The sequence below is a fragment of the Ramlibacter sp. genome (genome assembly GCF_041916345.1).
Lineage (GTDB): Bacteria > Pseudomonadota > Gammaproteobacteria > Burkholderiales > Burkholderiaceae_C > Ramlibacter.
Map to the genome: position 1 here is coordinate 1 of NZ_JAYRZR010000102.1, position 12,885 is coordinate 12,885.

At 71.1% G+C, this 12,885-nt stretch carries 7 protein-coding genes and 1 pseudogene; 2 read left to right on the forward strand and 6 right to left on the reverse strand.

What is annotated here, in order from left to right; all coding sequences use genetic code 11:
- From ACE3T5_RS18750 to ACE3T5_RS18775, 6 genes and pseudogenes are all read right to left on the reverse strand, one after another.
- Positions 1–2,040, reverse strand: a 2,040-nt coding sequence (locus ACE3T5_RS18750) for a DNA repair ATPase (RefSeq protein ID WP_374669627.1), incomplete at its 3' end; no start/stop codon positions are given.
- A 4-nt stretch (positions 2,041–2,044) separates the two neighbouring features.
- Positions 2,045–4,099, reverse strand: a complete 2,055-nt coding sequence (locus ACE3T5_RS18755; RefSeq protein ID WP_374669628.1) for a flotillin family protein — start codon at positions 4,097–4,099, stop codon at positions 2,045–2,047.
- 49 nt (positions 4,100–4,148) lie between these two features.
- Complete coding sequence (locus tag ACE3T5_RS18760; RefSeq protein WP_374669629.1) at positions 4,149–4,790, reverse strand: ubiquinone biosynthesis protein; 642 nt, start codon at positions 4,788–4,790, stop codon at positions 4,149–4,151.
- Between the two features lie 76 nt (positions 4,791–4,866).
- On the reverse strand, positions 4,867–9,108 hold the full coding sequence (locus tag ACE3T5_RS18765) for an NAD-glutamate dehydrogenase (protein WP_374669633.1): 4,242 nt from the start codon (positions 9,106–9,108) through the stop codon (positions 4,867–4,869).
- 63 nt (positions 9,109–9,171) lie between these two features.
- Positions 9,172–9,561, reverse strand: a pseudogene (locus ACE3T5_RS18770) (hypothetical protein); the annotation flags it as partial.
- Between the two features lie 257 nt (positions 9,562–9,818).
- Positions 9,819–10,586, reverse strand: a complete 768-nt coding sequence (locus tag ACE3T5_RS18775; protein ID WP_374669630.1) for a response regulator transcription factor — start codon at positions 10,584–10,586, stop codon at positions 9,819–9,821.
- A gap of 57 nt (positions 10,587–10,643) precedes the next feature.
- On the opposite strand from ACE3T5_RS18775, the gene ACE3T5_RS18780 reads away from it, so the two are divergent.
- Both ACE3T5_RS18780 and ACE3T5_RS18785 read left to right on the forward strand, forming a co-directional pair.
- Positions 10,644–11,009 (forward strand): Hpt domain-containing protein, encoded by a 366-nt coding sequence (locus ACE3T5_RS18780; protein ID WP_374669631.1) that lies wholly within the window; start codon positions 10,644–10,646, stop codon positions 11,007–11,009.
- A 123-nt stretch (positions 11,010–11,132) separates the two neighbouring features.
- A partial coding sequence (locus ACE3T5_RS18785) for a phosphate acyltransferase (protein WP_374669632.1) occupies positions 11,133–12,885 on the forward strand: 1,753 nt, incomplete at its 3' end.

Consider the following 12,885-nt stretch of genomic DNA (forward strand, 5'->3'; position numbering starts at 1 on the left):
CAGGCGGTTGATCTCGGTGTAGAGCGCCGAGATGCGGTCCAGGATGCGGGTGCGCAGCACGGCGTCGCTGCCCGGCAGGCCGGCCAGCTGCTCGGCCAGCAGATCCAGGCCGGCAGCGAGGGTGTCCAGCTGCGCCAGCAGCGTCTGCAGGCCGGTGGTGGTGGCCGCGGTGGGCAGCTCGCCAGCCAGCCGCGCGAGCGTCTGCCGGTGGCCGTCGAAGGCTTCCTCCTGGGCCAGGAACTGCAGCGCGCGCTCCCCCACCCGCTGCTGCTCGGCCACCAGCTCGGCATCCAGCCGCTCGATGCGCGGCAGATCGGCGAAGCGCAGCTCGCGCAGCATCTCCAGCGCGCCGCGCCGCTCGCGCAGGCGGCCGATGGCCTGGATGAAGGGCTCGGGCTGGCGCCAGATGGACGCCGCGATCTCGACCACCAGCGCGCGCTGCTGCGTCTCCGCCTCGTCCAGCGCACGGCCGGTCTCGCGGCGGATCTGGTCGACCTTCTCGAACTCGGCCAGCGTGGCCCGCGCGCCATCGGCGATGCCGCGCAAGTCCGCCAGGGCATCGCCCGCCTCGGGCTCGGCCAGCCAGTAGCAGGCATCGGCCAGGCGCTCGCACTGGCGGATGAGGTCCTCGTAGGCGGCGCGGGTGGCGGTCTGCTCGCGCACCGCGCGCGCCACGGCCAGCAGCTCGGACACGCCGCGCACCAGTTCCGCGTTGCCATGGCGACCGAAGAAGCCGGCCGCCGGCGGCGTGGCGCTCACGTGCTCCACGCTGGCGAAGGGCGTGCGCCACAGCTGCATCGGGTGCACGCGCGTGGGCTCGCCTTCGCTCGCCTGGAAGACGATCAGGCGCCCGTCCGGGTAGAGCGCATAGCCGTTGGCCACGATGGGCGTGGCCAAGGCCTTGTCGATCAGGTTGTAGGTGAAGAGCACGTAGTGCCCGTTGCCCGGCTGGTAGAAGACGTACAGCACGTCCTCGCCGTTGGGCGCGCGCAGCATGCGCTTGAAGCGCAGGTTCTCCACCACCTCGCCGGGCAGGTCGAAGCGCTTGAACTCGCCCGACTGCAGGTAGTAGCCGCCGGGGAAGATGAGGCCGTGGTCCTCGGGCAGCTGCATGCACGAGACGCCGATGGCGTCGATGCGCTGCACCTGCTGCGTGCGCACGTTGTAGACCAGGTGGCGCACCACCTGCTCACGGTACGGCCGCACCTTCAGCAGCACCAGCTGGCCCAGGCGCGCATAGGCCACCTCGGCATCGGCCAGGGCCTGCGTGCGGTCGTCCACCGGCTCGCTGTAGATGCCCAGGCCGGTCTCGGTGTTGTTCTCGACCTTGATGGTCAGATCGCCGCCCAGGGTCTCGACGAACACGGTGTCCAGCACGTTCACGTGCGGGTGCCGGCCGCCGACGTGGTCTTCGCGCGTGGTGGGCGTCCACTCGAAGTCGTGGCTGGGCGGCAGGGCGATGTCGCGCTCGCCCCGGTTGTCCACGTAGTGCACGCCGCCGTCGGGCGCGAGCTGCCAGCGGAACACGCGCAGGTCATGCGCCTGCTGGCCGATGCGGAAGGCCGCCAGCAGCTTGTCGGCCGTGACGCGCAGTTGCACCAGCTGCGCCTGCTTGTAGTAGGCGTACAGCTCGCGGAAGTCGGCCGCGAAGCGCGCCTCCTCCAGGAAGCTGCCGGCCAGGGGCAGGGCCTCCAGCTCCTCGGCGCCGTCGTGCGCGGCCAGGCGGTACAGGCCGAACACGTCACCGATGGTGGTTTCCTTGCGCAGGCCAATGAACACGTTGTAGCCGAACAGCAGCGTGTCGCCGATGCGCACGATGTCGCGCGCCACGCAGTTGTTGGCAGTGCGCGCCCGGGTGCGCAGCACCAGCGCCTGCTCCGAGCGGCCGAAGGCGGCCAGCCGCGCCTCGTTGAGCGCCTGCGCCTTGGCCTGCAGCGCCTCGCCCTGCGCGGCCAGGCGACGGCGCAGCACCTCGTAGCCGCCGCTGTCGGCGACCAGCGACTCCGTGGCGGTGGGGCCGGCGGCGGCGTCCTGCGCCATGCGGCTAGTCCGCCTGCTTGCGGCCGCCCTGGCCCAGCTTCGCCAGCAGCGAGGCTGCCGTGAGGTCCTTCACCTCGCCCGCCGAGCCACCCAGCGCGCCCAGCAGCTTCTGCAGGTCATCGACCGTGCTGCGCTCGCCGGAGAGGTGGTCCTTCAGCGCCACCTGCAGCGTGTCGCTCTTGGCGATGGCGGCGTCGATGCCCTTGCCCACGGCAAGGGCCTGCACGAAGCGCTCGAAGTAGGTGCCGTCGCCGCCCACCATCTCGATCTTGGCGTTGGCCAGCGCGGTGGCCAGCAGCTTGGCCTGTTCCTGCGCGATGTGGGTCTGCGCGTCGATGGCGCGCATGGCCTCCAGGTGATGCTTCTCCAGCCGCATGCGGAATTCCTCATGCTCGCGCGTGTCCGGGCCCATGGCCTTCATGGCCTCGAACTTCTCCTGCAGGCCGCGCGCCTCGGCGCTGAAGCGCGCCTCGATGGTCTGCGCCTCGGCCTCGCCGGCCTTCACGGTCGCCGCGGCGGCGGCGGTGCGCACCGCCACGTCGGCGAGACCCAGCTTCTCCTTGCCCTGCGCCTCGGCCTCCAGCCGGGCCTGCAGGCCCTGGGCCTCGGCCTGGTTCTTGGCGGTGATGACCTGCGCCTCGGCCAGGCCCTGCTTCTGCGCGGCGTCGGCGGTGACCAGCATCACGCGCGCGGCGGCCAGCCCGGGCGCCGCGGCGGTGGCCTCGGTGCCCTCGGCCTCGCGCTTCTTCGATTCCGCCGTCTTCTCGGCCACCTTCAGCCGCGCCTCGGCCAGCGTCGTCTCTTCGGCGGCCTTGTGGCGCGCGCGGCGCTCCTCGGCCTCGGCCTGCTTCACCACCTGCAGCAGCTTCTCCTCGGCCTGGCCCTCGGCCAGGATCACGGTGGACTTCTTCGTGCGGTCGGCCTCGGCCACGGTGCGCAGCTCCTTGATGGCCTCTTCCTGCTCGGCCACCGTGCGCTCGACCACGATGCGCTCGCGGATGACGTCGGCGATGGCCTTCTTCTGCACCTCGATCGCGCGCTCCTTGTCGATGCGCTGCAGCGCCACTTCCTTCTCGCGGTCCACCACCTCCAGCTCGCGCGCGCGGGTGACCTTCTCTTCCTCGATCGCCACCGCCCGCTTGCGGTTGTTCTCCGCCACTTCCTTCTCGCGCTGGGCGTTCTCCTGCTGCACCGCCAGCAGCTGGTCGGTCTGCAGCTTCGCCAGCTCGGACTTGGCGCGCTCCTCGGCCTGGATCTTGGCCGTCTCGGCCTCCTCGCGGGCGCGAACGGTGGACACCTCGCGGTGCTGGCGCGCCTGCGCGTCGGCCTGCTGGCGTTCCAGCTCCAGCAGGGCTTCCTGCGTCTCCACGTTCTTCTTCTTGATCTGCATCTCCTCGTTGCGACGCAGTTCGTTGGTGCGCACGTTCTCGGCGGCGGTGAGCTCGGTGATCTTCTTGATGCCCTGCGCGTCGAGGATGTTGTGCGCGTCGAGCTTGTCCATCGGCGTCTGCTCGAGGTAGTCGATGGCGGCGTCCTCCAGCACGTAGCCCGAGAGGTCGTCACCAATCTGGCGGATGATCTCGTCGCGGAACTTCTCGCGTGCCTGGTACAGGTCGACGAAGTCCATCGCCTTGCCCACCGTCTTCAGCGCCTCGGAGAACTTGGCGGAGAACAGGTCTTCCAGGATCTCCTGGTTGGAGGCGCGCTCGCAGCCGATGCCCTGCGCGACCTTGAGCACGTCTTCCGCCGTCTTGTTCACGCGCACGAAGAACTTCACCTTGATGTCGGCGCGGATGTTGTCGCGGCAGATCAGCCCCTCCTTGCCGGAGCGGTCGATCTCGATCGTCTTGACCGAGATGTCCATCAGCTCGGCCTTGTGGATGATCGGGTAGACCATGCAGCCGGTGAAGGTGACCATGGGCTCGGCGCGCATGGTGTTGACGATCAGCGCGTGGCCCTGCTCGATCTTGCGGTAGAACTTGGCGAACAGCCCCAGCAGGCCGAACAGGATGACGGCACCGATGCCGATGGCGGTGAGGATGGGCAGCAGGGACTCCATGCGGGGCTCCTTGGGATAGAACGGGCGAAGAAGAGGGGTGCCGCGGCGCTCAGGCCTCGGGCTCGATGCGGTAGCGGGCGCGCTCGTCCTCGTAGGCGACGATGCGGGCGCGCGTGCCGCGCGTGAAGGTGTTGGGCGAGGGCGCCCAGACGCGGATGTTGAGGTTGGCGCCGCGCTGCGCGACTTCGGCGCGGCCCATCTGCTCGTCCACGGTCTGGGTCAGCACCTTGCAGCTCTGGCCGACGCGCGAGGCGTTGTGCTGCGCCAGGTGCGTCACGAACAGCGGCCGCAGCGGGCGCAGCACCCGGCCGGCCACCGGCAGCGCGGCCGAGAGGCTGGCCAGCCCCAGCACGGCACCGCCTGCGATCTGCGCGCCGCCCGCAGGCAGCAGGGGCAGCAGCAGCAGGGCGCCCACGCAGCACAGCGTCCAGGCCACGAGCACCACGGCACTCACCACCACCGAGACGGGCAGGCCAGCCAGCCCCAGCGTGCCGGCGATGGCGGCCAGCGTGCCAGGGTCGTCGGCCTCCGCGTGGCCATGCAGCTCGGCGCCGAGGTCAGCGCCGTCGGAGTGCAGGCCGGCATCCACCAGGCCCGCCAGGGCCAGCAGCCAATAGACCACCGCGATCCCCAGCAGGACCGTGAAGATCGCGGTCGGAAAGCCGACCGCGGCCGCCAGGAACTGGCCCATACCCCTCCTCAGGCAATTCTTTTGTATTGCACTGAGGGGATATTAGCCCACTCGCCGGCGCCGCGGCGCACCCGCGCTACACGAGATTGCGCAGTTCGCGCAGCGCCACCGACAGCATGGCGAGGTCGCCGCCCGGCGCATCCCGCAGCTCCGCCAGCAGGCGCTGCGCGCGGTCCAGCGCCTGGCGGTTGCCCTGTTCCCACTGGTCCAGGACCTGCGGCGCGGCGCCTTCATGGTGCGTGACGGCCTCCAGCGCGATGGAGCGCTGCAGGTCGGTGAGGTCGTCGCCCAGCGCCAGCTTGGCCAGGCTCTGCCAGTAGCTCTCGGCCGGCAGCAGGTCGATCTGGCCGCGCATGCGGGCCAGGCCCAGGCGCTCGCCCACGCCGTGGTGCACGGCCGCGGTCTCCGACAGGGGCCGCTTGCTCACCTCGGCGATCTCGGCGATGTCCAGCGCGTCGAACAGGCCGTCGGCCGCATCGACCAGCGTGGCCAGGGCCAGCGGCACGCCGGCCGCCGCCCAGCCCTGGGCGCGCGCCGAGGGGGTGGCAGCCGCTTCCAGCTGCGTGCGCAGCGCCTGCACCGCCGGGGCGAAGCGGCGCACCTGCTGCTCGGTCGGCTCGGACAGGCGCCGCGAGCGCAGGAACCAGGTGGTGGCCCGCGCGACCAGGCCGCGCAGCGCGATCACCATCTCGGCCTGCGTGGCATCGGGCACCTGGCTGTCCAGCGACTCGATCTGCTGCCACAGGCCGACCAGGCCGAACACCTCGCGCGCGGCCAGGTAGGCGCGCACGATCTGCGGCGCGGTGGTACCGGTGATCTCGCCCAGGCGGTGCACGAAGGTGGGCCCCACGCGGTTGACCATGCTGTTGAGCACGTGCGTGGCGATGATCTCGCGCTTGAGCGGATGCCGCGGGATGTAGGCGGCGAACTGCTCCTTCAGGCGCGAGGGGAAGTAGCGGTCCAGCGCGCGCGCCACCCACGCGTCTTCGGGCAGCTCGGAGGCGATCAGCTCGTCGTTCAGCCACATCTTGCTGTAGGCCAGCAGCACCGCCTGCTCGGGCGTGGTGAGGCCCAGGCCCTTGGCCTTGCGCTCGGCCAGCTCGTCGTCGGTGGGCAGCGCCTCGATCTTGCGATTGAGCAGGCCGATCTTCTCCAGGAAGCGCATGAAGCGGATCTGCTCGTCGAGCTGGCGCGCCGCCAGCCGCTTGCCGATGGACAGCGCCTGGGTCTGGAAGTAGTTGTCGCGCAGCACCAGCGCGGCGACCTCGTCGGTCATCTGCGGCAGCAGGGTGTTGCGCTGCTTCTCGGTCAGCTCGCCGTCGGCGACCGCGATGCCCAGCAGGATCTTGATGTTGACCTCGTGGTCCGAGGTGTCCACGCCGGCGGAGTTGTCGATGGCGTCGGTGCACAGGCGCACGCCGGCCAGCGCCGCCTCGATGCGGCCGCGCTGGGTGAAGCCCAGGTTGCCGCCCTCGCCCACCACCTTGCAGCGCAGTTCGCCGCCGTTGATGCGCACGGCGTCATTCGCGCGATCCCCCACGTCGGCATGCGTCTCGCGCGCGGCCTTCACGTAGGTGCCGATGCCGCCGTTGTACAGCAGGTCCACCGGCGCCTTGAGGATGGCCGTGACCAGCTCCGCCGGCGTCAGCGACTCGGCTTCGATGCCGAGCGCGGCCCGGGCCTCGGGCGACAGCGGCACCGACTTCTCGGAGCGGGCCCACACGCCGCCGCCGGCGGAGATGAGCGAGGCGTCGTAGTCGGCCCACGAGGAGCGCGGCAGCTTGAACAGGCGCTCGCGCTCGGCGAAGCTGCGCGCGGCATCCGGCGTGGGGTCGATGAAGATGTGGCGATGGTCGAACGCGGCCACCAGGCGGATGTGGCGCGACAGCAGCATGCCGTTGCCGAACACGTCGCCCGACATGTCGCCCACGCCGGCCACGGTGAACTCGGTCGTCTGCGTGTCCACGCCCATCTCGCGGAAGTGCCGCTTCACGCTTTCCCAGGCGCCGCGCGCGGTGATGCCCATGGCCTTGTGGTCATAGCCCAGGCCGCCGCCGGAGGCGAAGGCATCGCCCAGCCAGTGGCCGTACTCGGCGCTCACCTGGTTGGCGAAGTCGGAGAAGGTGGCCGTGCCCTTGTCGGCCGCGACCACCAGGTACGGGTCGTCGCCGTCGGCGCGCACCACGTGCGGTGGCGGCACCACCTGGCCGGCCACCAGGTTGTCCGTCAGGTCCAGCAGGCCGCGCAGGTAGTCCTGGTAGCAGGCCACGCCTTCCTTCATGAAGGCCTCGCGGTCGCTGGCGGGCGGCGCCTTCTTCAGCACGAAGCCGCCCTTGGAGCCCACCGGCACGATGACGGTGTTCTTCACCATCTGCGCCTTCACCAGGCCCAGCACCTCGGTGCGGAAGTCGTCCGGCCGGTCCGACCAGCGCAGGCCGCCGCGCGCGACCTTGCCGCCGCGCAGGTGGATGCCCTCGAAGCGCGGCGAGTAGACGAAGATCTCGTACAGCGGACGGGGCTGCGGCAGCCCCGGCACGCGGGCGGACTCGAACTTGAAGCTGACGAAGGCGCGGCGCGGGCCAGCCTCGCCGCTGTGGCCGCGGCCGGTGCGCCAGAAGTTGGTGCGCAGCGTGGCCTGGATGAGCGCGAGGACCTGGCGCAGCACGCGGTCCTCGTTCAGGTTGCTCACCTTGTCCAGCGCCTTCTCCAGCGCGTTCACCTGCGCCTCGGCGCCGGCGGCGTCGTGCGCGGCGGGGTCGAAGCGCAGCCGGAACAGCGTGACCAGCATGCGGGCGATGCGCGGGTGCGCCGCCAGCGTGGCGGTGATGGTGGCCTGCGTCTGCGCGAAGCCGATCTGCCGCAGGTACTTGGCATAGGCACGCAGGATGACCACGTCCTCCGCCGCCAGGCCGGCCAGCAGCACCAGGCGGTTGAAGTCGTCGTTCTCCACCTCGCCGCGGAACACGCGCGCGAAGGCGTCCTCGAACAGGCGCGCCATCTCCTGCGGCTCCACCTCGGCCGCCACCTGCGCCTGCAGCTCGAAGTCATGCAGGAACACGGCATGGCTGTCGTCGCCCGCGCCGTTGACGCGGTAGTTGTGCTCACCCAGCACGCGCACGCCCATGTGCTCCAGCATGGGCAGGCTGTCCGACAGCACCACCGGCGCGCCGTGGCGGTACACCTTCAGGCCCAGGGTGCCGGCCGGCGCACCCAGCGGCCAGTACAGCGCCAGGGCCAGCGGCTGCTGCGGCGACAGGCTGGCGACCTTGCCGATGTCGTACACCGCCGCGCGCGGGGGCACGCGCTCCCGGTACGAGACGGGGAAGGCGCGGCCGAAGCGGCGGTCCAGTGCCAGGCCCGTGGCCTCGCCCTCGCTGTCGACCAGCGCCTCGCGCAGTTCGTCCTCCCAGCGGCGGGCGGCGGCGGCCAGCTTGCGCTCCAGATCGCGGCGGTCGAAGGCAGGCAGCGGGCCGGCGCCCACGCGCACGGTGAAGTGCACCCGCGCGACCTTGGTACCCGACAGCAGCACGTCGAAATCCACATGGCTGCCGCCCAGGGCCGTGAGCAGCAGTTGCTGGAACTTCAGCCGCAGGTCGGTGCTGTAGCTCTCGCGCGGCATGAACACCAGGCAGGAGACGAAGCGCTCGAACGGGTCGCGCCAGGTGAAAAGGCGCAAGCGGTTGCGCTCGCCCAGGGCCAGGATGCCCAGCGCCGTCTGGTAGAGGTCGTCCTCGGGGATCTGGAACAGGTCGTCGCGCGGGAAGGTCTCCAGCGTGTGCTGCAGCGCCTTGGCCAGGTGGCCGCCGGGCGCCAGGCCGGCGCGGTGCGCCACGCGCTCCACCTTCTCGCGCAGCAGCGGCGTCTCCGACACGCGGGCGGAGTAGGCGGTGGAGGTGAACAGGCCGATGAAGCGGTGCTCGCCGATCACTTGCCCGGCCTCGTCGTAGCGCTTCACGCCCACGTAGTCGGTGTAGCCGTCGCGGTGCACGGTGCTGCGCGTGTTGGCCTTGGTCACCACCAGCAGCGGCAGCGGCGCGCGGGCTTGCGCGCGGGCGCCGGGCGGCAGCGCGGCGAAGCTGGCCGAGATCGATTCGCCCTCGCGCTCGCGCAGCACGCCCAGGCCGCTGCCGGGCACCAGGCGCAGCGCGGGCGCGCCGGCCTCGTCGTCCACCAGGTCGTGGCAGCGGTAACCCAGCAGGGTGAAGTGGTCGTCGGCCAGCCACTCCAGGAAGGCGCAGCTCTCGGCCACGTCGGCCGCCGGCACGTTGGTGGGCGTGCGGCCCAGTTCGTGCGTGGCGTCGATCAGCCGCGTGAGCATGGCCTGCCAGTCCGTCACACTGGCGCGCACGTCGGCCAGCACGCGCTCGATGCCCTCGGCCAGCGCGGTGCGCTGCGCGGCGTCGACGATGCGGTCGACCTCGATGTACATCCAGGATTCGTGCGGCTGGTCGCGCGCCTCGCCGCGCGGCTGGACGCTGGTGAGCTGGCCAGCGGCGTCACGCTGCACCGCATAGATCGGATGGATGATCAGGTGCAGGGCCAGGCCCTGGCGGCCGATCTCCATCGACACCGAGTCCACCAGGAAGGGCATGTCGTCGTTGACGATCTGCACCACGGTGTGGCGCGAACCCCAGCCGTCCTCGCCCGGGGACGGGCTGAAGACGCGCACGCGCGGCTCGCCCGGGCGGCGCTGGGCGCCGAACTGCCAGTGCGACAGCAGCGCGCCCAGCAGGTCGTCGACCGAGCGCGCGGTGTGATCGTCCCGGGCGACCTGGCGGTAGTATTAGTGGGCGAAACCCACCAGCGGGCGGTGGTCGCCGCCGGGCTGGCGCGTGGCCGCCAGGGCCAGGACGGCTTCGATGCGCTCGCCGCGCTGGGTTTCGGTAAAGGCATTCATGGGTCGCACTCCTGTCGGGCTCTATCGGCGAGGGCGAACTGTACGAGCGCCCCCTCGCAGGGCGCCAATGCCGTTTGCTGGCAAGCTTATGCCGATCCGGCATGGCCGGCACGCCGCACTGCAGCGAAGGATCAGCCGCCGGTGCCGAGCACGGTGCGCACCGCGGTCATCATCGCGTCCGGCTCGAACGGCTTCGTGACATAGCCATCGGCGCCCAGCGCCAGGCCGTGCAGCACCGATTCACGGGTGGCGCGGCCGGTGAGCAGGATCACCGGCACCTCGCGGAAGGCGGGATGGCGGCGCAGGCTGGAAAGGATCGCGAAGCCGTCGGTGTCGGGCAGCACCACGTCCAGCAGCACCAGCGCGGGCACCGGCGGCTCGCGCAGCAGCGCCAGCGCCTCGGCCCGGTTGGCGGCCACGGCGGCGTCGAAGCCCTCGAAGGCCAGGTAGCTGGCGATGAACTTCGACAGGTTGGGATCGTCCTCGATCACCGCCACGCGCGGCCGCGTACCGCCGGCCGAAGGCGGCGCGGCCGCGCCCCGGCGGGCGATGCGCACGTAGTAGCCGGCACGGCGCAGCGAGCGCAGGCCGGCCGCCGCCTCGGGGTCGGCCGCGTCGCTGGCACTCGCCGGTGTGAAGGGGTCGATGCCGGTGGTGAACTGCAGGTCAAAGGGGTCCGGCTCCACGCGCACGATGAGCCGGCGGGTGCGCAGGGCGTCCAGCACGCGGTCGAATTCGGCCGCGGGGATCTGCGGCGTGGCCGCCCGCAGTTGCGCGACGGTGAGCTGGGGGTCGATGCGCACCAGCAGCTCCAGCTCCAGCGGGCCGACCGTGGTGGCGCCACCCTGGATCTGCTGGCGGCCTTCGGCGGTGAGCCCGTAGCGGTCGGCGTCGAACATGGGCGCAAGCATGCATCAGAAGCCCGCCTGCGTCGACCGGCCTATCATGGCCTCGCGATGCCGCTCGACCCCGCGCTGCAGGCCTTCCTGGCCGAGCAGGCCGCCGACTACCGGCGGTCCCTGCCGGCGCGGCTGGCCGCGCTGGACGCGGCCTGGGGCGCCATCGCGGCCAGCCCGAACGATGCCGCGGCGGCGCTGCAAGGCCTGGATGCGCTGCTGCGGGTCGCGCACGGCCTGGCCGGATCCGCCGCCACCTTCGGTCTGCCGAAGCTGGGGGCCCGCGCCTGCTGGCTGGAATCGGCCTGCGACCGCGCCCTGGCCGCGGCGCGGTGCGAGCCGCCGCCGCCCGACTGGGCAAGACGCCTGGCCGCGCCGGTGGCGGGACTGCGACGCGTGCTCCTGGCGAGCCTGGCGACGCCTTGACCCTACGCGCCGACCGATACGCAGATCCCCGTACTAGGGTTTTCCCGGTCGGGCTCTACAATCGCAACCCCTTCAGAACAAGGCGGCGCGCCGGCTCGGTCAGCGCCCAGGAGACTGCACCTCATGGCCCCCACCCCCATGGTTCCCGGCGAGGACAAGCGCGCGCTGCTGCGCCAGGCCGCCCTCGAGTACCACGAGTTCCCGACGCCGGGCAAGGTCGCGATCAGCGCCACCAAGCAGCTCGTGAACCAGCACGACCTGGCGCTCGCCTACTCGCCCGGCGTGGCCGCGCCCTGCGAGGAGATCGTCAAGGACCCGGCGGCCGCCTTCCGCTACACCAGCCGCGGCAACCTGGTGGCCGTCATCACCAACGGCACCGCGGTGCTGGGCCTGGGTGACATCGGGCCGCTCGCCTCCAAGCCGGTGATGGAAGGCAAGGGCGTGCTGTTCAAGAAGTTCGCCGGCATCGACGTGTTCGACATCGAGATCAACGAGAAGCACGACCTCGACAAGCTGGTGGACATCATCGCCGCGCTGGAGCCCACCTTCGGCGGCATCAACCTGGAAGACATCAAGGCGCCGGACTGCTTCTACGTGGAGCGCAAGCTGCGCGAGCGCATGAAGATCCCGGTCTTCCATGACGACCAGCACGGCACCGCGATCTGCGTGGGCGCGGCCATCCTGAACGGCCTGAAGGTGGTGGGCAAGGACATCAAGCAGGTCAAGCTGGTCACCTCCGGCGCCGGCGCCGCCGCGCTGGCCTGCCTGGGCCTGCTGCTCAAGCTGGGCCTGCCGCGCGAGAACATCTGGGTGACCGACCTCGCGGGCGTGGTGTACGAAGGCCGCACCGAGCTGATGGACGAGGACAAGATCCAGTTCGCGCAGAAGACCGACGCGCGTACGCTGACCGAGGTGATCGCGGACGCGGACATCTTCCTGGGCCTGTCGGCCGGCGGCGTGCTGAAGGCCGAGATGGTGAAGAAGATGGCGGCCAGCCCGATCATCCTGGCGCTGGCCAACCCGAACCCCGAGATCGCCCCCGAGGAGGCCAAGGCGGCGCGGCCCGACTGCATCATCGCCACCGGCCGCACCGACTACCCGAACCAGGTCAACAACGTCCTGTGCTTCCCCTACATCTTCCGCGGCGCGCTGGACTCCGGCGCGACCACGATCACGGTGGAGATGGAGATCGCGGCGGTGCACGCCATCGCCGAGCTGGCGCAGGCCGAGCAGAGCGAGGTGGTGGCCGCGGCCTATGCGGGCCAGCACCTGTCGTTCGGGCCGGACTACCTGATCCCCAAGCCCTTCGACCCGCGCCTGATGATGAAGATCGCGCCGGCCGTGGCCAAGGCCGCCGCCGACAGCGGCGTGGCCTCGCGCCCGGTGCGCGACCTCGACGCCTACCGCGAGAAGCTGCAGAGCTTCGTCTACGCCTCCGGCACGACCATGAAGCCGATCTTCATGGCGGCGCGCAGCGCGGCCCGCAAGAAGGTCGTCTACTGCGAGGGCGAGGAGGAGCGCGTGCTGCGCGCGGCGCAGATCGTGGTGGACGAGCGCATCGCCCGGCCCACACTGATCGGCCGGCCCTCCGTCATCGCGCAGCGGGCCGAGAAGTTCGGCCTGCGCCTGACCGAGGGGCGTGACTACGACGTGGTGAACGTCGAGCAGGACGACCGCTACCGCGACTTCTGGCAGACCTACCACCGCATGGCCGCGCGCAAGGGCGTGACGGCGCAGATGGCCAAGATCGAGATGCGCCGCCGCCTCACGCTGATCGGCGCCATGCTGCTGCACAAGGGCGACGTGGACGGCATGATCTGCGGCACCTGGGGCACCACCAACATCCACCTGCACTACATCGACCAGGTGGTGGGCA

Bases quoted from the DNA above. Each gene is read 5' to 3' on its own strand.
- ACE3T5_RS18765 (WP_374669633.1), bottom strand. From the start codon at position 9,108: ATGCTCACGCGGCTGATCGACGCCACGCACGAACTGGGCCGCACGCCC.
- ACE3T5_RS18780 (WP_374669631.1), top strand. From the start codon at position 10,644: ATGCCGCTCGACCCCGCGCTGCAGGCCTTCCTGGCCGAGCAGGCCGCC.
- ACE3T5_RS18775 (WP_374669630.1), bottom strand. From the start codon at position 10,586: ATGTTCGACGCCGACCGCTACGGGCTCACCGCCGAAGGCCGCCAGCAG.
- ACE3T5_RS18760 (WP_374669629.1), bottom strand. From the start codon at position 4,790: ATGGGCCAGTTCCTGGCGGCCGCGGTCGGCTTTCCGACCGCGATCTTC.
- ACE3T5_RS18755 (WP_374669628.1), bottom strand. From the start codon at position 4,099: ATGGAGTCCCTGCTGCCCATCCTCACCGCCATCGGCATCGGTGCCGTC.